Origin of the sequence: Shewanella sp. 1CM18E (assembly GCF_023161665.1) — a bacterium.
GTDB lineage: Bacteria > Pseudomonadota > Gammaproteobacteria > Enterobacterales > Shewanellaceae > Shewanella.
Map to the genome: position 1 here is coordinate 1 of NZ_JALNTW010000012.1, position 21,675 is coordinate 21,675.

Below are 21,675 nucleotides of genomic sequence, written 5' to 3' on the forward strand. Positions count from 1 at the left end.
TTTCAAGCGATGATTTCTTAATCACTCTCGTGAAAAGAAGCAAAACCCGAAGCTCTTAAAGCGATTGTCACCTGAGGTTAATTCCCGTAGAAGTTAATCTCTCTAACACCGCTGTAAGTCCCGTTCTATCTAGCGTTTACGCTGGGTAGTCGGCCTGCTGTGCCGTGTCAGTGGATGCGCATTATAGGGAGTTTTGATCTGAGCGCAAGCGCTTTTTGAAAGAAAAATACATTTATTTTTTATACCTTTATTAGTTACAGCTAACAGACAGGTTATCCACAGACTTGTTCATTTTGGTGCTGATATTAGCCAATTCAGCAGCCCTTAAGGTTCACTCTAGGAGCAAGACTAACTGTTAAGTAAAGATAACGTCCGTTTTAATTTAGTTTTGAGGATAATCGATGCTCACTAGAACTATATAAAGAGCGCAGCTAAAGACCTCTATAATAAGCTGCAACCTGCCAAAGCTTATATAGGCACTTATAAAAGCCACTTATACTAACTATATATCTATAGCTATCGAGCAGTATTCTCTTTATATAAGCATGAATTGGATGTTCTGGAGAATATCTTAAGCGAAGCTCATAAGATGTCACGACCACTCTCTATAAAACGCCTGTGATTGTTCCGTATTCACTACATCAGAGCACTCACTATTATAGAGGTATAAAGAGCCGTATACGGCAGATACAAAAATGCCTTCTATAATAAGAAGGCATTTTCATTGGTTAACCCAGTATCAACTCCAAGCTAACCTACAGGACTTTTTACATTTCAAACACAAGCGGAAGTAACTAAAAGATTAGTCGTTGTCTGCTTCAATTTCACGTGCGATGTTCTGACCGTTGATCACTACACCTTCTACTTCAATATGCTTTAGGTGAATCGTGTCACGCTCAATCCCATCTTCAAATGCAGTCTGAGCATCGACAAAGACTTGGACACCATTAATCACAAAACTTTGTGAATTGAAGTCAAATAAAGAAGATTGACCTTCTTGTTCAAATTCTTCCCAATTACCAGCGTTATCGTTGTCATCACCTGTTGAATTGTCATCATCAAATTCAACTTCAGTAGCGACTTGTTTAGTACCTTGCTTAACAGACGTCACTTCAACTAAAGCACCTTGCTTTAGATCTGACTTAATACCCTCTTCAAACTTAGTTTGCGCATTGACAACAAAACGACCTTGGTAGTTAAGCTCAAATGCTGTTTGCTCCGGATTAACCCAAGTCACGATACCTTCAACTTCAGTATCGTTAGCTAGGTCGTTATAGTCCTCAACTTCCACGCTAGTAGCATTAAACTGACCATTACCTAGAGAGCCTTCTACTTCAACCCACTGTCCCTTTTCAAGACCATTCATAGGCGCTTCAATTTTAGCTCCAGTATAAACAACGGTAATACCAGCACCTAATTTAAAGGTTTCGTTAGTCGCATTAATACTCGATATTGGACCTTCAACTTCGTAATGATTAACTAGCTCATCGTTTTCAAACTTAACAACAGACAGTACTTTATAACCGGCATTAGCAGTTGGCAATGAAGATACCATAACCCAGTCACACTGGTTGATTTCGTCAGATAACTTATAACTTAACGTCATACCGTTAATATCGAAGGTATCTGCATTACGATCTATCTTAGTCACTTTACCAGTGATAGTCGGCTCAAGTTGAACCTGTACTGCAGCTTTTTGTGCGCTGCCGATTTGCACCATCATATTAGGCTGCAGAGCATTGCTATCCAGTTCTACGTCACCGTATGAAACACCGGCAACATCATAGCTATAGCCGTTTACAACAATTGTCTTTTTGTTCTCACTAATAGACTCAATAGCGCCTTTCACAGCAGTTGGCGCGGTTACTGCACCACCGTTACCATTGTCGCCGCCATTACCGTTGTTACCATTATCAGAAGAACTATCGCTTCCACCGCCACAAGCAGTTAAAATCAGAGCAAGTGTTGAAACTAAAGCTATTTTTTTCATCTAAATACCCTTATTTTGTAAGATGATTATCAAATTTGGCTGTATGTTAAATCTATGACCGTGAAGCGATCGTGAAGAAAGATAAAATAATCTATGAAAGTTTTAATTGTTGATGACAGTCACAACCTAGCCGAAACAATCGCCGACTATTTGGAACTTGAAGGCATGGTCATTGATTGCGCTTATCACGGTGAAGCCGCAATCAAGCTTTTGTCTGAAAATAGTTACGATGTGATTATTATGGATATCATGATGCCTAAACTTGATGGCATCAGTGCGGTACGTAAGCTACGAGAAGATCTATACTGCAATACGCCTATATTGTTTTTAACTGCCAAAGATAGCCTTGAAGACAAAGTGGCAGCCTTTAAAGCAGGTGGAGATGATTACCTACTCAAACCGTTTGCAATGGAGGAGTTAAGCCTCAGATTACATGCATTAAGTAATCGTGGTCCAAGACAGGATGTCGGGGTACTCACTTTTGCCGACATTAATATTAATACTCAAACTGGTATCGTGACTCGAGCAGAACAACCTATCAAGCTCAGCCGTATCCAACTCAAGATATTAAAAGTCCTGATAAAGCGGGCTCCTAGCATTGTTAGCCGGCAAGATGTCACTGATGCAGTGTGGGGAGATGAGTCACCACCGAGTGATGCATTACGTAGCCACATTTATAGTTTACGTACAGCGCTAAACAAAGGCTTCGAAGATTCACGACTAGAGACAATTCATGGACAAGGTTACCGACTCAAAGCATAAGCACTTTCCAAGCATCTACCGAAAAATCCGTTGGAGTTTCGGGTTGATGACGTTTGCCATGTTCAGCCTGTTCTGGTCTTTGATTTACATCGCTGAAAACCAAATCGAAAAAATCAGCCTTAATCATTGGCTGGATACAGAGGTATATCGTTATAACCAAGACTATAAAGTTTATGGCGATAAAACGGTATTACCTAATACCAATGAGTTTAAAACTTATTGGAGCGAACAAAACATTCCACACTGGCTCAATGCTTATACTTCTCCAGGTGTATATGAGGAACTCAGAGGTGAAGAGGACAAACACTTTATTGTAAGCACTCATCCATCCGGCAAGGGCTTAATGTATGTTGTGTTTCAAGACGACGCCGATGACTACCTTGATGAATATGAAGAGCACCTACACGACTACATTTTGATTCTAGGTCTGTTAATTGGTCTATTGATGACAATATACAGTCTGTATTTTATTCGCACACTATCAAAGCCACTGACGATTATTGAACAAAAAATTGCTCAGATGTCGCCAGATGATCCGCCTTTTGACGTAGACACTAAGTTTGTCGAAACCCGAAATATTGAGCAGACTTTGCTGGATAGTAAAAATGACATTAATGGTTTTTTTCAACGCGAGAAGGAGTTTAGCCACTTTGCCTCCCATGAATTGAGAACGCCGATAACCGTGGTAAAAGGCTCAGCTGAACTGCTGGCAAAGATCCCTGATCAACATCCTGTGGCCGTCAATGCTGTTAAGCGTTTACAGCAAGCCAGCGATGAAATGCAGGTTCTTACGGAAACCTTTTTACTACTAGGTAAAGAGTCCATCAGCCCGCGCTATTTTGCCGATGTTGATTTAGCAGAAGCATTACAAAAACAGTTAACTGAAATGGCGGTACTTTTCGCCCGTCAAGGTAGCAGCTATCACTTAAGCGTTGACGATGCCGCTACCGTACATGCCCCATCAAGCTTTATTGCCATAGTACTCAACAATGTTATCAAAAATGCCTTTAGCTATAGTATCGGCGATATTGCGATTAAGGTTGAGCAACATACGCTAACCATCACCAATCGTCATGACGGCAATGAAACTTACAATGCCGGTTATGGTGTTGGCTTAGTCATCGTCGAAAGGATCTGCGAACGCATGGGCTGGAGTTATGAGCCACATGATAATGGCGTTGAGTTTCGTACCACCTTGGTCTTTGAAGCTAAAGAAGAAAGCCGTTAACGATTCCCTTTAGGTGATTTGATTGTTGTGGATTAATTGGGTCTGGGGTTGAAACTGTTGCATGCTTTAAAGCTAAAGCTGTGAACCTTTGTGTCACCAATTCTTAGGCAGCATTTAATGCATCTTTCGACATCCGTGGTTCCAACGGTCTACTGCAGCACATGTGCAGACACTTCAGAAGCAAGTTAGAAAGGTGGAATGGTTTGGATTAATAGTTACGCTTAGAGTGCTAAGCTTATTAAAAACCATATAGAGAGCAATATTTTCCCATCGAAGTTGCCGGGTGAGTAGACAAAAATACCGTAGAGCTATCATGGATGATGGTTCTGACTAGGCCCCTTTTGCCCGTGTGTGAGCTCGAAGCTCACGACATTTGTCAGGCTTAACCTGACGACGTTAATATCAAACAAAGTTTGATTAGCGGTAATGTAGGATGAAATCCTATGAGGTTCATCAAGCACAGCTTGATAATAAAAACTGTTAGACAAAATCCAACCTTGCTGACACCTGAGCAAACCACCAAACTTTAGCTAAACTAAAATCAATACATAAAACAAAAGGATTTGTTTATGCCCATCGCCTGCGTAGCGACCCGTGCCAGCCGTGGCGTCGAAGCTCCATCGGTACAAGTTGAAGTGCATTTAAGCAACGGATTACCCGCATTTAATTTAGTTGGATTACCCGAGGCTTCAGTCAAGGAAGCCAAAGAAAGAGTTCGTAGTGCTCTCATCAACGCGGGTTTTGAGTTTCCGATGCGCCGCATTACTGTAAACCTTGCCCCTGCAGATTTACCCAAACAAGGTGGGCGATACGACCTCCCTATCGCCATAGGGATCCTTGCAGCTTCAAAACAAATTCCACTCGATTCAATTAAACACCATGAGTTTGTTGGTGAGCTGGCACTTTCAGGACAAATTCGATTCTGCCAAGGGTTACTGCCGGTTATAGTTGATGCCAGCAAGCAAAATAGTATTTTAGTATTGCCTACTGAAAACCGAGAAGATGCTGAATTAGTCGGCTTTGAGCAAGTTCGGTTTGCCACGCACCTACAATCTTTAGCTGCATATTTACATGGTCAGTCTAGCCTTCCAAGCATTGATCCAAGTTTAGAGTGGTTACAACCAAATGATACAGCCCGGCAATCGTGTATGAGTGAGGTTATTGGTCAACATCAAGCTAAACAAGCTTTAGAGATAGCCGCAGCAGGTAACCATAACTTGCTAATGCTTGGGCCTCCCGGAACAGGTAAAACCATGCTAGCTAGCCGCATGATGAAACTATTGCCGCAACTCGATTATCATGAAGCCTTAGAGGTCGCTGCCATTCATTCTGTTGCTGGACAGAATATTAAGCCTCACCATTTCTACCATCGACCGTTTCGGAGTCCACATCATACTTGCTCGGCAATTTCATTAGTCGGGGGCGGTGCACAACCTAAACCTGGGGAGATATCTCTCGCCCATCGAGGTGTATTGTTTCTCGATGAAGTGGCTGAATTTCCTCGTAAAGTGCTCGACTGTCTACGTGAACCCATGGAAACAGGTGAAGTCAGCATTTCTCGCGCTGCAGCCAAACTGACTTTTGCTAGTCGTTTTCAGCTAATTGCCGCTATGAACCCCAGCCCTTGTGGCGATACAGATAATGCTAGGGCTAGCAATGAACAGATATTACGTTATCTTGCTAAATTATCAGGACCGTTTCTTGATAGATTTGATTTGACGATTGATGTCCCTAAACTGCCGTTAGGCGCACTGAATAGTTCAAACATACAAGCTGAAACTAGCGAAACAATTGCAGAGCGAGTTCTTCGTGCCCGTGAGGTTCAATTGGCCCGTAGCGGTGTACTAAATAGCCAGTTATCTGGGAAGCAATTAAAACAAGACGCTCTTTTTGATGACAAAGATCTAGTATTTTTAGAGCAAAGTGTTAGTAAACTTGGCTTATCTGTGCGCAGCTACCACCGCATTCAACGTGTAGCCCGCACCATTGCAGATTTGCAACAAGTCACTAAAGTTGACCGCTCTCATATCGCTCAAGCGTTAGGTTACCGTGCCATGGATAGATTACTTGCCTCGCTCGCAAGGCAATAAACTAATTACAAGGTAAATACCGGTTTTATTAACAGATAGCTCTAATATAAAACTAAATACGCTCGGTAACACTCTTATACTTAAGAGGTATATCAAGCACTTTTTAGTGACTAAATTCCAAAAAACGCCTTATAAAACTGCGCTAGATTAAATAACAGTTAATCAGTTAACAAATAAGTTGAATAGCACTTAATATTCCAGTAAATTCCGCCGACTTCGTTAACCCGACAACGTTGAAGTAGTAAACATTCATTTACCTTAGACTCACCCAGACAACGCTTTTTTAGCATTTGAGTCAATGGCAGTAACTGTTGCAACACAGGTAAAAGCTAATACCAAGCTTTATTGCCATCACCCTTTTATTAACTGCACAAATTATTAATTTTAAAAACGATATAGCTACTAATCACATGCCAACTAAATTTAAATACAATAGCAAATATGCAATGACTTCAGTGGTTGCAGGAATTATTTTTCTTGGCTTGTTGGCTGTGTCACTTGGATTGAGTCACTATTTACTGTCTAAACAACTCACAGATGTCGCTATCATGCTAGATAGCGACTACCAAAAAAGACTCGCCACAGCCAAGATTCAAATGACTCAAGTGCAGCAAATGTTACAAGAGCAGCAGGAGAGTCACTGCTCTGACAAAACCATTAGCCTTCTGAAAAACAAATTATTCAAGCAAAGTACACTTCCTGTGCCTTGGGTACGATTTAATGGCGAAAATATAATTTGTTCGGCCCTCGGTCGATGGCCTGCGCCTTCGGGCGGACGACTACTTAGCCGGCATATGGATGGTCATGGTCTGTTTGAAGGTAGTGATGATAGAACCTTCAACCAGCAAAAGGCTGTTTTTGCTGGTGTCACTGATAGTGTGGCAAAAGTCTTTGTTCCAGTGCAATCGATACAAGCGATTACTAACGAACTCGCAGTATGCCAAGCGTGTGGCGACATTACGGTTGAGGTTAATGGTGTTGAATGGATAAACCGTCGAACCCAACCCCACCCATTTTTCACCATTGAATATCAAGCAGATGACTCTGACTTTAAATACATATTAAGCGCTAATGAATCAGCCCGAAATCAACTATGGTTGACGTTATTCCTATTATTATTGCTGCCTTGTTTGATATTAATCTGGAGCACTTATCTATTTAGACTCCCGATAATAAAGTTCTATTGGCACAAAAAATTTGCTCAAGCACTAAAAAAAGAAGCATTTTACTTGGCATATCAACCAATTATAGACACCAATAACCACAAGACATATTGCGTTGAAGCACTATTGAGGTGGCAAGTTAAAGGTGGCGGTCACCGCGAGACTAGCAGCTACATCCGTTATTTAGAGCAAGATTCAATTATGCCTAAAATAACCCAATGGATGATAAAAACGACACTTAATGAGCTAAAGTCTCTATTACTTAGTGAGCAAATAGCAAAATGTAGTATCAACATTAGTGCTCAGCAGATTGAACATGGCAACATTTTGCCTTATTTGCAGCATTTGGCAGATCGCGCGTATCCTATAGAAAAATTGTGTTTTGAGCTAACAGAGCGTCATCCAATCAGTTGCTGGACAAAGGTTCGAGAATTTATTGCCGGTTGTAAGCAACTCGGCTGCCAAATTAAGCTCGATGATGTAGGCACAGGTTATGGTGGCGGATTAATGTTACAACAACTTGAGTTCGACTATTTAAAAATTGATAAAGCATTCACTAAAATGCTTACAACAGAGCTCAACCAAGCTTTTTTAATTCGATCTTATATTGCCATAGCAACAGAGATGAATATCGGTATTATTGCGGAAGGTGTTGAAACCCAAACACAAGCAGAAATGCTCAAACAGCTTGGTATTCACCTACATCAAGGCTGGCTATATGCTAAAGCTTTACCAGCTAGAGAATTAAGAGATTACTTACTTAATCATTAATAAATAAGCACCAACCTTATCACTACAAGGTTGGTGCACAAAACCTTAAAACCTACTCAACGCCTTTCCTATCTATCTATAAAAAACCTCAGTTTTCTTTTACCTATTAATCAAAATTTAACATCTAGATTGAGACAAAACCTGACAACGAGTACTATAAGTCTCCAAATTTATTATTGAGGTTTTGAATGGGCGCAATGGTGTCATGCATAAGGGGCGGCTTGGCTTTTTGCTGCTACTTCATTAATACCCTATTTTGGGTCTTTCCTATTTTTATTATGAGCTTCTTTAAACTCATACCGTTATCAGTGACACGCGTTATTTGCACCCACTTTCTCGATTTCTGTGCAAGCGCTTGGATTAGTATTAACAATATCATTGAAAATACCCTACACCCTTTTAAGCTGACTATTGAAGGCGACACCGAGCTGTCGACCAAAGAGTGGTATATGGTTATCGCGAATCATCAGTCTTGGGTCGATATCCTCATTTTGCAACGCGTATTAAACCGCAAAATTCCCTTCTTAAAGTTTTTTCTTAAACAAGAGCTCATTTATGTACCGGTCCTCGGCTTAGCTTGGTGGGCTTTAGATTTTCCGTTTATGCGTCGCTACAGCAATACTCAACTAAAACGTAACCCTAAACTACGCGGTAAAGATATCGAAATAACCCGAAAAGCTTGCGCTAAGTTCAAGAGCAAACCCGTTAGTGTGATGAATTTTGTTGAGGGTACACGCTTTAATTCAGTCAAACACAGTAAGCAAAGCTCCCCATATAATCACTTATTAAAACCTAAAGCTGGCGGCATGGCTTTTGCGCTATCTGCTATGGGTGAACACATAGATAAATTAGTTGATGTTTCAATCTACTACCCAAACAAAGTCCCCTCTTATTGGGACTTCATTAGTGGCCAAGTGAAAGAAGTGAAGGTACATATCCGTGTTAGTAAGATTGGTGATGAGTTACGTGGCGACTATTTAAAAGATCGCCAGTTTAAGATCCACTTCCAAGAACAACTTAACCTCATTTGGCAACAAAAAGACCAAGTACTAACCGAGTTTGCACAGACAAACCATCGAGAAGAGGCATAAGCGCACAATGTTGAACTTTTTACCTGGTTCTATTTTATATTTTTTAAGCACCACCTTACTGATCATTAACACTGTGATTTGGGCTTCACTAATAAGTGTGGGAGGCATCATTAAGTTACTCGTCCCCTTCACTCCAGCTCGTAATGGTTTAACCCATATAATGAATCGCTTTATGTGGGCTTGGGCTACCTGTAATGGTGGGATCTTGTATCTACTTGCCGATATTGAATGGGATATCGAAGGACTAGATAACCTCGATAAAAACAGTTGGTACCTGTTGATCAGTAACCATTTAAGTGGTTTTGATATTGCAGCGCAAACTTATGTATTAAGAAACCACATTCCAATGCTGAAATTCTTTCTAAAAAAAGAGCTGATGTATGTGCCATTTTTAGGTCTAGGATGTTGGGCGCTAGACATGCCGTTTATGACTCGCACGAGCCCTGCAAAGCTAAAGAAAAACCCGAAGCTAAAAGGTAAAGATTTAGATACAACTCGCCGAGCTTGTGAGAAGTTTCGCGGTATGCCGACGTCTATTATCAACTACGTTGAGGGCAGTCGTTTCACTGAAGATAAGCGGGTTCGTCAAGACTCTCCTTATCGTTACTTATTGCGGCCAAAGGCAGGCGGAATTGCCTTTGCGCTATCAGCAATGGGAGAGCAGTTTACCAATCTGCTAGATGTCACAGTATTGTACCCTGAAGTCTTTAAAAAAGATGCGTTATACGAAGTGATGCATGGCCGCATGAAAAAGATTGTGGTTCGCGTAAAAGTATTGCCTGTGCCTGAAGTCGATAATAAGCGTTATTTTTCAGAGGCAGCTTATCGTGTAGATTTCCAACGTTGGTTGAATGAGGTTTGGGAAAGAAAAGATGAAGAAATTCATCAATTAATGCTAAAGCACAACTCTGCAAGTGCAAATGTTAACCAACAACAGAATATTCATAGTAAGAGCTAAACAGCGAGTATATGATAATTATAAAAGCAGCGAATCACGCTGCTTTTTATCTCCCAATTACAATAAACGTCAACAATCCGCCACACAACCCACTCAGTATAACCAACCACTTCACACAACAATTACGCAAAATTATTCCAGCAGGAAAGCAAGCTCCTCCTTTTAACTCGGCATTAAAACCCTAAAAAAGCATAATAAACGCCACCAAAAATAGAGCTAGGCCAGTAAGTCAAATGTTTGACTGGACTTAGCCAGCTCTTACCTATACCTTACACTCGAAGTTAACATCAATTAACAAGGATGACGCAGATGTATCAAAAGGGTGGGTGTTTAAATATATTAAGAACGCTAGCCATAGTATTGGTAGCGAGTGGTTGCACAAGTAGCCCTCTTAGTCATTACATTGGTAATCAACCTATTGAAGTTAACAGTAGTGAAGTAGCTTTTTACTGGTTCCCGAAAAACAATCTGATTGATTGGCAAAATGTAGTCCCCCCCTCAAATACAACACAACAAACTACATCGCCGTACAAAATATCCTTCATTATTAATGAAGATGGATACATGAGCCAAGTCAATGTAATAAATACTACAAACGGTGAAACAATAGACGCTGAAGCTTTGAAAAAATTTGAGGCATATCAATTTAATCCGGCACCTCAAAACTTCCAAAATCAAGCGGTAAAAGTCAGCACAACCGTAAGCCTTTAAGCTTAAAAGGCCTATTTACCGGCATAAAAAAGGCTCCTATTAGGAGCCTTTTTTGGATTATTCATGCAGACGTTTAACGTGCTGCACCCAACCTTCTGGGCCTTGAAGGTGACCTTTTTGAATATCGGTTAAGACTTTATAAATGCGTTTTGTATGTTCACCTACATTACCGTCACCAACCGTTATTACCCGATTATCTTCAAAGATATAAGAACCTACTGGAGATACAACAGCTGCAGTACCAAAGCCGCCCGCTTCAATAATCTCACCGGATTCAATGTCGCTAATGAACTGGTCAAGCATGACTGTTTCCTGACGTACTTCACAACCCAATATCTCACCTAGATCAAGAATCGATTGCGAAGTGATCGACTTTAAAATGGTGTCGGTAAACTTAGGGATGATAATGCTGCCATCTTTAAGCACGTGGAAATGGTTCATCGCTCCCACCTCTTCAATCTGCTTGTTATTCGCATCTAAATACAACACTTGAGCAGCGCCATATTCTGCAGCAGCCTTGCCCGCTTTTAGTGATGCCGCATAGTTACCAGCAGCTTTAGATGCGCCTGTACCGCCAGATACTGCACGGTGAAAACGCTCACTAATCAACAAACGAATCGCTTTATCAAAACCATCGCTATAATAAGGGCCGCTAGGACTTAACATTACGCAGAAAGTATATTTTTCACTTGGACTTACGGATAAACGGTCTTCTGTAGCAAAGATGAATGGACGAATATAAAGGCAGGCACCTTCTTGCATCGGGAACCATAGGCGATCGACATCGATCAATGCGTTAATCGCATCAACCTGTACTTGTTCAGATAAGGCTGGAATACAAAGAATGTCTGCTGAACGGTTAAGACGTTCGGCATTTTTGTCGATTCGGAAGGTATAAATTTCGCCATCATCATGCTGAAAAGCTTTAGCACCTTCAAACACTGATTGACCATAATGCAGCGCGATAGCCCCAGGAGCCACCTCGAATGGACCATAAGGAACGATGCGTGGGTCACACCACTCACCATCACGATAATCCATCAAAAACATGTGGTCAGTTCTGAGGTTGCCAAAACCAACATTAGTTGTAGGGTTAAACTGTTCGCTTCGGCGCTCTAACGCAGGTTTTAAATTATAAGTTATTTGCATTGTATACCACCTTGATTACTGACTGAGCAGCCTATCAGTGGTCATAAAAAAGTCAAGTAAAACGGGGGGTAGCTAAAGATCCATCAACTTAAGGCGATGCTCTAAAGTAAACTCTATCAACTACTCCTGCCTACAATCAAAACGCTTGCCGATAGCTAAACATGAGTCACAGCTTCGGATATTTCCCCGACTTTTATCTAAAAAAACATTAATACGCCCTGACAAACTCTGCATCATTTCTCGTGTAATGGGTTCACGCCATTGATAATGATTCATTAAGCGACTGATATGCCGATAGCCAACATCATCATTTGCGATAAAGTACTGCTCATCCATTAGTCGACTTTCAAAAGACGAGGTTGCTCCAGCAAGAAAAAAGTAAAGCGCCTGACTTAAGTCATCAATTTCCAGTGAAGTAGCCTTTAGCTCGCCTTTTTTAACGGCCTCTTCTAAGGGGCTTTTCACTCTGCTCCAAAAAAGATTTACCCGACTCTTTAGGATCTCCACCTTCTCAGAACTCGCCAATTGCCAAAACATACTATTAATTGCTACAACTCTAAGAATATTAAAAATCGGGCTGCGCTTTACCACTTCAAAAGTAAAGAGGATCGGTAGCACAGCTTGTTCTCGGATATTCAAATCAGGATTTTCATCAATAAACACTGGGATCTGGCTTGATGTGGTGTTTCTTAAAAATAGGCAAACCAATACATCTTCTTTTGACTCAAAATATTTATACAGAGTATTAGTTGAACAGCCTGCACCTTTAGCTATTTGAGCGAACCGAAAAGATACAACCCCCTGCTCATCAATCAATTTTTCGGCTACATCTAACAATTGATTACAGCGAATAGCATCTAAATTTCTACCCGGGCATTGCATATTAACACTCTCTTTATTCTCTCTATACTTTTGATAATAAGGAGAAATATCGATATAGATACTTAGAAGAAAGATTTTCTTGAAGGCATCCACAAAAAACTTTCTCCCCCTATACGAAGTGTGATTTGACGCATATTTGAGCGTCAGTCTCAAGCTTATTGTGTCTCCAAGCTAAATGGAGAATTAAAAATGCAAACAAGACGTTCATTTCTAAAATTCGGAGCAGGTGCTGCAGCGGTTGGTGCTTTTGCTCCTCTTACAGTCAATGCGCAATCATCAAATATAAAATGGGATGAAAGCCATGAAGTCGTTATCGTTGGCTCTGGTTTTGCTGGGCTTGCAGCCGCAGTTGAAGCAGGCAAACTTGGCGCTAAAGATATCGTGGTTTTTGAAAAGCTAGGTGTGTATGGCGGTAACTCGACTCTGAATGCGGGTCAAGCCTGCTTTGCCGATACAGATTTACAACGCAAGCTTGGCATCAAAGACAGTGCTGAGCTAATGGTAAAAGACCAACTCGCTTCTGGCCGAGGTTATGCCAACGAAGCCTTATTACGCCATAGTGCTGAATTAGGCCCTTATATTTATCAACTCACCAAAGATTGTGGTTGTGTATATCGCGACCATATCATCAATACTGGCGGTACAAGCGCTACACGTAGTCACCAAGTGGTTGAACGCAGCGGCGCAGGCTTTATCCGCCCAATGTTAAAAACCGCCCGTAGTTATGGCGTTAAAACCAAAACTCGCCACAAGTTTGAAGGTTTGATTACCGCTGATGACGGCACAGTATTAGGGATTAAAGTACGTAAAGGTTATCACACAGATCATGAAGACTCAGGCAAGCTGATTAATGTTAAAGCCGAAAAGGGTGTTCTTATCGCAACCGGTGGTTTCGCGGCTAACGTAGCATTTCGCCAAGCACTCGACCCAACTCTGGGTGATGAAGTGGGCCACACTAATGCTCGGGGGGCCACCGGTGACGGCTTGATAGCCATGCTAGCTGAAGGTGCAATGCCAATTCACTTAAGCTTTATTCAGTCTGGCCCCTGGGCATCGCCTGATGAAGGTGGCTTTGGTTACGGCGCAGGTTTCTCTTTATACAACTTCCCGCACTCAATCGCCATTGACCGCAATACTGGCATGCGTTTTATGAATGAAACTGCAGACCGTAAGCACCGTGCAGATCTTGAGATCCAACGTCGCGACAAAGATGGCAAGCCTAATCCAGCGCTACTTATTGCGCCTAAGCATGAAGCGCAAAAAGATCCTTCGATGGAAAACGTACTTAAATATAACGTTGCCTGGGAATTCGATAGTGTTGAAGCTATCGCCAAACATTTCGACTTACCACTAAAGCCGCTTAAACAGCAAATTGAAGATTGGAATAAATACGTAAAGGCTGGCGATGATCCTCAATTTGGCAAGCGCATGGATATGAGTACAGGGATCTATATGACAGCGCCATTTATCGTGCAGCGATTATGGCCCAAGGTGCACTACTGCCAAGGTGGTATTCAAATCAACACCAAAGCTCAAGTAATTGCAGCCAAAAATGGTAAACCAATTCCTAATTTATATGCAGCAGGTGAAGTCTCGGGTGGTGTGCATGGTGTAAGCCGACTTGGTGGTTGCTCTACCCCAGACTGCATGGCATTTGGTGTAACAGCCGCACGTTCGATGATGAAAGCATAAGGATACCGACATGAAACCAATGACAACTTTACTTGTGCTGGTATTTAGCAGCGTCATCGCCCTGTCTGCCCAAGCAAGAGATAAGCGTGACTATCACCAAGCCCTATATGAAGAAGGCTGTAAGTCTTGCCATGACCAAGGATTGAAAAACTATCCTTCAGATGAATCTTGCTTACAGTGCCACGACATGGGAGACCTAGCGGAGCAAACCAAACGCGAAGGTCATGCAGCGAAGCAAAACCCCCATGACAGTATGCACTATGGCCAAGAGGCACCGTGTATGGAATGCCACGGCGAGCATACCGAGAAGCAAGCGATTTGTATGGATTGCCACAACTTTGACTATCCAAAATTTAAGTAAGGCTTGATATAACCGTCTGCACAACAAGCCCAGAATTAATTTTGGGCTTGTTGATATTTAACGCTTTAAAATTCGAGTTTAAATCTGCTTTAGCGTAAGCAAGTACTATTAGTATCCACACCGGTACAAGCCAACGCACTACAAGCGCTGCAGCTCATATGGTCACGGTAGTGTTTATCAAAAAAGCTTGAACTTCTTTGTTCGAGCGACTCAAACAGTTCAGGAGTAATCGGCTTAACCCACTTGTACTGCGCCATTAGCCTTGCCAAATGTCGGTAACAGGTCTCGCGACGGTTGGATAAATATTCAGGCGCAATCAACTGGCTTTCAAATTGGGTTAATGAACCGGTTAAGTAAAAGGTAATTCCTTGAACCAGCTCTTTAACTTGCAGCGGCGTGGCATCTAATTCGCCTCTTGCTACAGCCTCATTCAGCGATTCAGTAAACCAGCCCCAAAACGCATTGATGCGCTTTTTAAAGCGTTCAACTTTTTCGTCACTCGCTAGCTGCCAAACCATAGTATTTACCGATACTGAACGTAGAGTAAAAAAGCTTTTACTGCGTTTAATCGTTTCAAATGTAAACAAAATGGGTAACAGCACTTTTTCTTGGGCAGTTAAATCTGGGTATTTGTTAATAAATATCGGCAAGTGATTAGAAGTGGCACTGCGTAAAAATAAGCACACTAGTACATCTTCTTTGCGTTCGAAAAATTTGTATAACGTACCGGTAGAACAGCCCACTTCTTTTGCCAATTGAGAGAACTTGAACGACACAATACCCTGCGACTCAATAAGCTGCTCAGCCGCATCAAGTATTTGATTGCAGCGCATCATAGGCAGTGCATCAGTGGGACATTTCATTTATAACAACCTGTATTTCTAATTAGCGCAATTATGCGCTTTTAACAATTACAGATTATAGATAGCTCTTTCCTAATCGGGATTCACTTCACGCTAATACTGCTTTATTGGTAGGCTTTGTGAATTACGTCATATAAACATTACAGCAATAACTTGTAACTCTATTCTGAATCCGTTCACATTTTCGAGTGACGTTCTCGCCCAGTCGTTAACAGAGAAAATTTATTCGAGATATGACTCACGAATAAATTTGTCACTGAAAAAATGCCGTGACTTAGTTCACCTTTAGCAACTGAACTTGCGTTTACATTTACCTCATTCCCATTCTGAGGATTACAAAATGCAAGGTAGAAGAAATTTTTTAAAATTAAGTGCTGGTGCTGCTGTTGGTAGCTTAGCGGCAACATTACCAGGTACCGTTCAGGCTAAAACCTGTGGTGAAATCAACTGGGACGAAAGCGCTGACGTTATTGTTGTAGGCTCTGGTTTTGCTGGCCTTTCAGCGGCAGTGAATGCTAAGCGCCAAGGTCTAGGTTCAGTACTTGTTTTAGAAAAGATGCAAGTGATTGGTGGTAATTCTGCAATCAACGGTGGTTGGTTAGCTATTCCTAAAAACCCAATCCAGCTCGCACAGGGTGTTAACGATGATTCGCCAGAAGAACTCGTTAAAGACCAAATTATCTCTGGTCGCGGCATGCAAAACGAAGCTGCCTTGCGCGTTATCGCTAACCGTTCTTTAGATGCATATGATCTTTGTATCGATACCGGCGTTAAATTCCGTGATGGTTTTAACATCCAAGTAGGTGGCCACAATAAAGCGCGTGCAATCCGCACCCAACACGGTACAGGTGGTGATATTACCACCAAGCTTTATGAAACAGGTGTTAAAGAAGGTGTTGAGCACCGTCTACAGCACTATATCGAAGATTTCATTATGGACGACCAAAAAATTATTGGTGTTAAAGTCCGTAAAAACTACCGTTTCCCAGATCTCACTACTGGTAGCACTATTTTCATAAAAGCTAACAAAGCTGTCGTACTCGCTAACGGTGGTTTTGCGCGCAACATGGCGTTACGTGAAGCGGTTGATCCATCTCTAGATCCAACACTAGATTGCACTAACGCACTAGGCGCAACAGGTGAAGTGACGCTAACAGCTATGGCACACGGCGCACTACCAGTGCATATGAACCTAATCCAAACTGGCCACTGGGGTTCTCCTGATGAAGGTGGATTCGGTTGGTCAAACGCATTGCTATCTATCGGCTGGCACCAAGGTGTAGCAATCAGCGTCCTAAACGGTAAACGTTTTATGGATGAGCGTGCAGACCGTAAGACTTGCTCTGAAGCCATTATGAAAAACCGTAATGCTGATGGCAGCCCTGCATACCCAGTGGTGTTCTTCAACTACAACAACTACGCCAAAGATGACCGTGTGGTACGTGCACTACGTGACGAAATGGCTTGGAAAGTTGATTCACTAGATGAAATTGCAGCTAAGTTCGATATTCCTGCAGCAGAGCTTAAGCTCAGCGTAACTGAATACAACAAGCACGTTAAAGACCGCAAAGACCCGCTATTTAACCGCAAAATGGATACAGCTGAAGAGCTAACAGGTCCATTTGTTGTGTCGCGTATTTGGCCAAAAGTGCACTACTGCATGGGCGGTCTAAAAACCGACTTAGATGCTCGCGTTATCGACGGTCGCTCAATGGCACCTATTAAGAATCTTTATGCTATCGGCGAAGTAACCGGCGGCATCCACGGTGAAGCACGCTTGAGCTCAACTTCATGCCTAGAGTGTCTAGTAATGGGGATCATAGTGTCTGAAACAATCAAAGCTGATGCTCAAGGAGCCGCGTAATGAACAAGTTATTACTAAGCATACTACTTAGTCTTTCAGTATCAGGCAGCGTTATGGCTGGCGATCTAATCAAGATAAAAGGCAAAACTGAAGGTCGTGTAAACCATGAGTTTATCTACCAAGACGGTTGCCAAACATGTCATCAAGGTTCTGCAAAGAAGAACACTACCGATGCCGCATGTGTTGAGTGTCATGGCGATATCAACAGCATTCCTGTGGATGAAAGCAAACTGGCTATTCCAGAAGCACATCCTCATAAATCGCTGCATTACAACCAAGGTGCAAGTTGCTTAGCGTGTCACGCAGAGCACGAGAAGAAAGCACCGCTTTGTACAGAGTGTCACCGTACTTGGTTTGAAGAGATGTAATTTTGACTGATTAATTTAAAAAACCTAAAAAAGTAATAGGGAATGATGATGAAGAAAACCACTAAGTTTATGTTGTCGATGGTGGCTACAGCAATCGCACTTTCAGGAACTGCTCATGCGGCAGAACAAACGGAAGATGGTATCAAGCTAGGCGGCGCAGTGCGTGTTAACTACGCTTACCGTGACTATGACCAAGTTAACAAAGATAAAGGCGGTGACTTTTACTTTGATATGGCGGCAATCAAGTTCGATGGTAAGCATGGCGACTGGGGCTTATCAGCAGAATACCGTTTCACGTCTGGTACTGACTACATCAAGTACGGTTATGCCTACTATGATGTCAATCCTGACTGGCAACTGCAGCTTGGTATCAACAAGGTGCCTTTTGGTAACCGCGACTTCATCTCAAACAGCTACTGGTTTGGCATTCCTTATTACTTAGGTTTTGAAGATGATCATGACACAGGTATTAAAGCTGTTTATGAAAAAAATGGCTGGCACACCGACCTAGCATTCTATAAGAGTGCTGAGTACGGCCCGTCTGAGAACAAACGTTATTCGACTGACATCTACACAGGCACCATTAACGGTACTGATTATGCCAACGAAGAGACTAATCAGTTCAACATTCGCCAAACATACACAGCCGAGCATGAGGGTGGTCAAACGACTATCGGTGCATCAGCTCAGTATGGCCAGATCTATAACAGCAATCTTGAAGAAAATGGCGATCGCTATGCAGTAGCATTGCACTTAGACAGCAGTTACAACGGCTGGAACCTGCAGCTACAAGCAATGCAATACGAGTACGACGACAAAGAACACGAGAACACTATCGGTGTTTCAGTGGTGAGCTGGCAGTACGAGATCGCCTCAAAAGGTCAGGCGTATAACCTAAACCTAGCGAAAACCATTCCAACAGATTGGGGTAGCGTTAAGTGCTACAACGACTTTGGCATTATGACGCCAGATGTTAGCGATGACGAATTTGATAACAGCCTACAAAACGTAACCGGTTGTGCAATTTCAGCGGGCCCAACTTACACCATGGTCGACTTTGTTATGGGTAAGAACATGACCTTCTCTACTGCTAACAATGATCATGTTGGTCTACCAGAAATGGGTGACAGTTGGGATAAACGCGTAAACATTAACTTCGGATACTACTTCTAATAACTGCTGAACTTACAGTTATTAGGTTACGGCTAGCAAATGTTTCGCGCACAGGAACACGTAAAAAACATTGGCTGATGTAACAAAGTTAACCAGCGTTATCGGCAAAAGCGAAGCTGCTCTCACTTCGCTTTTGTTATCCCTACACACTCTAGGTTCTAGCAAGTATTGTTCTGGTACTTCATCCCTACCAACAAATACCTTGATGGACCAAGCCCTTTTATACCTTACGAATTTGGGCTTTTTTTGTCCCTTTCCTAATAAGAAGAAACAATGAAATCGATAACTAAAGCCTCTATTTTTATTTGTTTAATCGCTAGTTTTTCACAATCAACAATGGCAACTGAATATCACTTTGGCGGATTCATTAAAGCCAATGCACGCTATGTTGATGGCGATATAGCCTTCCAAGACAGTTGGACAGGTGGCGGCAGTATTGCAGAATCAGCTAAACGAACCCAATTTAGCGCAGCAGAAAGCCGCTTTAATGTTGGAATTACTCACGGTGATGTCAGCGGTTTTGCTGAAATCGACTTCTCAGGTTCATCCCAAGGCAATGCAGTATTTTCTAATTCATACAGCCCGCGTTTACGCCACGCATATATCAAATACGACGACTTTACTGCCGGCCAAACATGGTCAACCATGGTCAATACTAGTACCTTTGCTGAGACCGCAGATCTAGGCGTGCCACTGGCAGGCCAAACCATGGTGCGGCAAACATTGGTGCGTTACAGCACAGATAGCTGGCAGTTTGCTTTGGAAAACCCTTACACCTATGGCACCCAAGCGGGCAGCACTGTCACAGACAAGAAGTGGGTTGATACCAGTAATGACTATGTGCCCGATGCCGTCATTCGCTTCGATAAAAAAGGCGACTGGGGTAACGTATCAATATCTAGCCTATTACGTTATTTAGACCCGCAAGATAGCGCGCAATTTGGCGCAGGCGTATCAATTGCAGCAAAACTAAATACTATTGGTAAAGACGATCTAAGATTGCAATTACATTACGGTAATTTAGGTCGCTACGTAGGTACTGATGCTGCGCGAGACATGATTAACGGCGAAATAGAAACAACTAAAGCTGCCATGTTTGCGTATCGCCACTTTTGGACTGAACGCACTCGTTCTAGCCTATTTTATGGGGTGACAATGACAGACGTTGAGCAAACCGATCGCTTCCATGCAGGGGTTAATTTATTTACCAACTTAACTCCGGTGCTAGCCTTAGGGTTTGAATTGGGTCGCTACCAAATTGATGATGGCCAAAATCCCTATACTGGCAAAGCAGCCCCCCAAGGCGCATCGAATTACGCTCAGCTTAGTTTGCAGTTTTATATTTAATGGTAGCTCAAAGAGTCTTCATCTACTCTAAACCCTGCAAAATCCACTGCCTTTAAATAGTCAAAAAGCCTGCTTTATAAAGCAGGCTTTTTTTCTCAAACTCAAGCAATTAAAACGTTCAGTCAAGCGACCAAAGCCAGCCAAAAACTATCGTAAATGCATCTGTCGCTAATACAAATAAACCGACTCTATTGTCACTTTAGATTGCAGCCGAAATTTAAAAACGTGTGCTCTATCACTACCGAAAAAAAGATTATTCGCGACTAAGTTCACGAATAATTTTGCTGCTAAAAACGCTGCGTGATCCAATTCAACTTTACAGGCTAATTATCACTTTATTGTTAGTTCAAGCCCGTTAAAACGAGCACAATATCGCAGCTTTAGCTGCACCAGCTAAAAATAGGATAAGAATGATGAAACTAAAAATGATGTTCGGCATCGCCGCGTTAACTTCTACCGCTGCTTTAGCTCAAGGGCCACAGTGCGATCACGCACAGCTACCATACCAGCAAATGACGCCAGTCCCATACGACAGCACGCCATATGCGCCACAAGATACTATGCCTGCACAGTGTGCTAACCCAGAAGTTGAAGCTTATATTGCAGCATGGGAAGCAGGTGAAATTGACTTTACTACTATCAAGTCAAATAGCAGCATTCCAGCCGATCAGCAGTTCTGTAAGTCACTTGACGATGACGGTAACGTTCTAGAGATCGCTGACTGTGATAAATCTAAATCACCTGTTGGCTACATTTGGAAAGAACTTTCAGACAGCCCAACTGTAATTGGTATTACTGATGGCGGCCGTTCAGACCACGCACCACATTTCCATGGTCAGCCAGAGTGTTACTACGTAGTCACAGGTGAAAGCCAAACATTAGCGCAAAACAAGTTCCAAAAACTATCTCTAGGTCAATACTTCTATATTCCTGGCGCAACGATCCACAACACGCCAATCCTGAGCGACAAAGGTTTAGGTGTAATGTACTGGTACCCAAACAACGCACACTTTAACGGCTTTAAGTACTACTGGCGTAAAGACGTGCAAAATCTACGAGTAGCTGAAGAAGCTTTCGACCGCGTAGATGAAATCCGTAAGCGTGATCTAAACTTAGGCCCTTACGGTACTAACGAAGCTATCTTCAAGAAGTAAGCTTTATAAACGAGCAAAGTCGTTAATGTAAAAGGGCCCAATAGGGCCCTTTTTCGTT

General features: G+C 42.2%; 18 protein-coding genes. 14 read left to right on the top strand and 4 right to left on the bottom strand.

Annotation, left to right across the window (positions count from 1 at the left end; genetic code table 11):
* Positions 1-802 precede the first annotated feature (802 nt).
* Positions 803-1,990 (bottom strand): DUF5666 domain-containing protein, encoded by a 1,188-nt coding sequence (locus MSG37_RS14950; protein WP_248471453.1) that lies wholly within the window; start codon positions 1,988-1,990, stop codon positions 803-805.
* Positions 1,991-2,083: 93 nt separating this feature from the next.
* Between MSG37_RS14950 and MSG37_RS14955 the strand changes: the two genes are divergently transcribed.
* From MSG37_RS14955 to MSG37_RS14985, 7 genes are all read left to right on the top strand, one after another.
* Complete coding sequence (locus MSG37_RS14955) at positions 2,084-2,752, top strand: response regulator transcription factor (protein WP_248471454.1); 669 nt, start codon at positions 2,084-2,086, stop codon at positions 2,750-2,752.
* Positions 2,724-3,980, top strand: coding sequence for a HAMP domain-containing sensor histidine kinase (locus MSG37_RS14960; protein WP_248471455.1), 1,257 nt, complete (start codon positions 2,724-2,726; stop codon positions 3,978-3,980). The genes MSG37_RS14955 and MSG37_RS14960 overlap by 29 nt, the downstream gene beginning before the upstream one ends.
* A 569-nt stretch (positions 3,981-4,549) precedes the next feature.
* Entirely contained in the window at positions 4,550-6,070 is a 1,521-nt protein-coding gene (locus tag MSG37_RS14965) for a YifB family Mg chelatase-like AAA ATPase (RefSeq protein ID WP_248471456.1), read from the top strand.
* Between the two features lie 446 nt (positions 6,071-6,516).
* Positions 6,517-8,004, top strand: coding sequence for an EAL domain-containing protein (locus MSG37_RS14970; RefSeq protein ID WP_248471457.1), 1,488 nt, complete (start codon positions 6,517-6,519; stop codon positions 8,002-8,004).
* Between the two features lie 188 nt (positions 8,005-8,192).
* Positions 8,193-9,095 carry an acyltransferase gene (locus MSG37_RS14975; protein ID WP_248471458.1) on the top strand — a complete coding sequence of 301 codons (903 nt, stop codon included), beginning with the start codon at positions 8,193-8,195 and terminating at the stop codon, positions 9,093-9,095.
* A gap of 7 nt (positions 9,096-9,102) precedes the next feature.
* Positions 9,103-10,053 (top strand): acyltransferase, encoded by a 951-nt coding sequence (locus MSG37_RS14980; RefSeq protein WP_248471459.1) that lies wholly within the window; start codon positions 9,103-9,105, stop codon positions 10,051-10,053.
* A 309-nt stretch (positions 10,054-10,362) separates the two neighbouring features.
* Positions 10,363-10,764 (top strand): energy transducer TonB, encoded by a 402-nt coding sequence (locus MSG37_RS14985; RefSeq protein ID WP_248471460.1) that lies wholly within the window; start codon positions 10,363-10,365, stop codon positions 10,762-10,764.
* Positions 10,765-10,821: 57 nt separating this feature from the next.
* Here the strand turns inward: MSG37_RS14985 and MSG37_RS14990 are convergent, their stop codons facing one another.
* Together MSG37_RS14990 and MSG37_RS14995 are read right to left on the bottom strand one after the other, a co-directional pair.
* A complete protein-coding gene (locus MSG37_RS14990) occupies positions 10,822-11,913 on the bottom strand; it encodes a branched-chain amino acid aminotransferase (protein ID WP_248471461.1) in 1,092 nt (363 codons plus the stop codon).
* Positions 11,914-12,033: 120 nt separating this feature from the next.
* Positions 12,034-12,888, bottom strand: coding sequence for a TetR/AcrR family transcriptional regulator (locus MSG37_RS14995; protein ID WP_248471462.1), 855 nt, complete (start codon positions 12,886-12,888; stop codon positions 12,034-12,036).
* A 96-nt stretch (positions 12,889-12,984) separates the two neighbouring features.
* On the opposite strand from MSG37_RS14995, the gene MSG37_RS15000 reads away from it, so the two are divergent.
* The gene (locus MSG37_RS15000) at positions 12,985-14,487 is read left to right on the top strand and encodes a flavocytochrome c (RefSeq protein WP_248471463.1); all 1,503 of its coding nucleotides are present in this window, start codon (positions 12,985-12,987) and stop codon (positions 14,485-14,487) included.
* 10 nt (positions 14,488-14,497) lie between these two features.
* The gene (locus tag MSG37_RS15005) at positions 14,498-14,848 is read left to right on the top strand and encodes a cytochrome c3 family protein (RefSeq protein WP_248471464.1); all 351 of its coding nucleotides are present in this window, start codon (positions 14,498-14,500) and stop codon (positions 14,846-14,848) included.
* Between the two features lie 89 nt (positions 14,849-14,937).
* Here MSG37_RS15005 and MSG37_RS15010 read toward each other — a convergent pair whose 3' ends face one another.
* Complete coding sequence (locus MSG37_RS15010) at positions 14,938-15,711, bottom strand: TetR/AcrR family transcriptional regulator (RefSeq protein ID WP_248471465.1); 774 nt, start codon at positions 15,709-15,711, stop codon at positions 14,938-14,940.
* A gap of 340 nt (positions 15,712-16,051) precedes the next feature.
* Between MSG37_RS15010 and MSG37_RS15015 the strand changes: the two genes are divergently transcribed.
* The 5 genes from MSG37_RS15015 (at position 16,052) to MSG37_RS15035 (ending at position 21,617) form a co-directional block, all read left to right on the top strand.
* Positions 16,052-17,575: a flavocytochrome c gene (locus MSG37_RS15015; RefSeq protein ID WP_248471466.1), complete on the top strand. Its 1,524-nt coding sequence runs from the start codon at positions 16,052-16,054 to the stop codon at positions 17,573-17,575.
* Complete coding sequence (locus MSG37_RS15020) at positions 17,575-17,943, top strand: cytochrome c3 family protein (protein ID WP_248471467.1); 369 nt, start codon at positions 17,575-17,577, stop codon at positions 17,941-17,943. The genes MSG37_RS15015 and MSG37_RS15020 overlap by 1 nt, the downstream gene beginning before the upstream one ends.
* A gap of 45 nt (positions 17,944-17,988) precedes the next feature.
* Positions 17,989-19,116, top strand: a complete 1,128-nt coding sequence (locus MSG37_RS15025; protein ID WP_248471559.1) for a hypothetical protein — start codon at positions 17,989-17,991, stop codon at positions 19,114-19,116.
* Positions 19,117-19,389: 273 nt separating this feature from the next.
* On the top strand, positions 19,390-20,463 hold the full coding sequence (locus MSG37_RS15030; RefSeq protein ID WP_248471468.1) for a DcaP family trimeric outer membrane transporter: 1,074 nt from the start codon (positions 19,390-19,392) through the stop codon (positions 20,461-20,463).
* 410 nt (positions 20,464-20,873) lie between these two features.
* Positions 20,874-21,617 (top strand): cupin domain-containing protein, encoded by a 744-nt coding sequence (locus MSG37_RS15035; protein ID WP_248471469.1) that lies wholly within the window; start codon positions 20,874-20,876, stop codon positions 21,615-21,617.
* Positions 21,618-21,675 lie beyond the last annotated feature (58 nt).

Bases quoted from the DNA above. Each gene is read 5' to 3' on its own strand.
- MSG37_RS14950 (WP_248471453.1), bottom strand. From the start codon at position 1,990: ATGAAAAAAATAGCTTTAGTTTCAACACTTGCTCTGATTTTAACTGCT.
- MSG37_RS14955 (WP_248471454.1), top strand. From the start codon at position 2,084: ATGAAAGTTTTAATTGTTGATGACAGTCACAACCTAGCCGAAACAATC.
- MSG37_RS14960 (WP_248471455.1), top strand. From the start codon at position 2,724: ATGGACAAGGTTACCGACTCAAAGCATAAGCACTTTCCAAGCATCTAC.
- MSG37_RS14965 (WP_248471456.1), top strand. From the start codon at position 4,550: ATGCCCATCGCCTGCGTAGCGACCCGTGCCAGCCGTGGCGTCGAAGCT.
- MSG37_RS14970 (WP_248471457.1), top strand. From the start codon at position 6,517: ATGACTTCAGTGGTTGCAGGAATTATTTTTCTTGGCTTGTTGGCTGTG.
- MSG37_RS14975 (WP_248471458.1), top strand. From the start codon at position 8,193: ATGGGCGCAATGGTGTCATGCATAAGGGGCGGCTTGGCTTTTTGCTGC.
- MSG37_RS14980 (WP_248471459.1), top strand. From the start codon at position 9,103: ATGTTGAACTTTTTACCTGGTTCTATTTTATATTTTTTAAGCACCACC.
- MSG37_RS14985 (WP_248471460.1), top strand. From the start codon at position 10,363: ATGTATCAAAAGGGTGGGTGTTTAAATATATTAAGAACGCTAGCCATA.
- MSG37_RS14990 (WP_248471461.1), bottom strand. From the start codon at position 11,913: ATGCAAATAACTTATAATTTAAAACCTGCGTTAGAGCGCCGAAGCGAA.
- MSG37_RS15000 (WP_248471463.1), top strand. From the start codon at position 12,985: ATGCAAACAAGACGTTCATTTCTAAAATTCGGAGCAGGTGCTGCAGCG.
- MSG37_RS15005 (WP_248471464.1), top strand. From the start codon at position 14,498: ATGAAACCAATGACAACTTTACTTGTGCTGGTATTTAGCAGCGTCATC.
- MSG37_RS15010 (WP_248471465.1), bottom strand. From the start codon at position 15,711: ATGAAATGTCCCACTGATGCACTGCCTATGATGCGCTGCAATCAAATA.
- MSG37_RS15015 (WP_248471466.1), top strand. From the start codon at position 16,052: ATGCAAGGTAGAAGAAATTTTTTAAAATTAAGTGCTGGTGCTGCTGTT.
- MSG37_RS15020 (WP_248471467.1), top strand. From the start codon at position 17,575: ATGAACAAGTTATTACTAAGCATACTACTTAGTCTTTCAGTATCAGGC.
- MSG37_RS15025 (WP_248471559.1), top strand. From the start codon at position 17,989: ATGATGAAGAAAACCACTAAGTTTATGTTGTCGATGGTGGCTACAGCA.
- MSG37_RS15030 (WP_248471468.1), top strand. From the start codon at position 19,390: ATGAAATCGATAACTAAAGCCTCTATTTTTATTTGTTTAATCGCTAGT.
- MSG37_RS15035 (WP_248471469.1), top strand. From the start codon at position 20,874: ATGATGAAACTAAAAATGATGTTCGGCATCGCCGCGTTAACTTCTACC.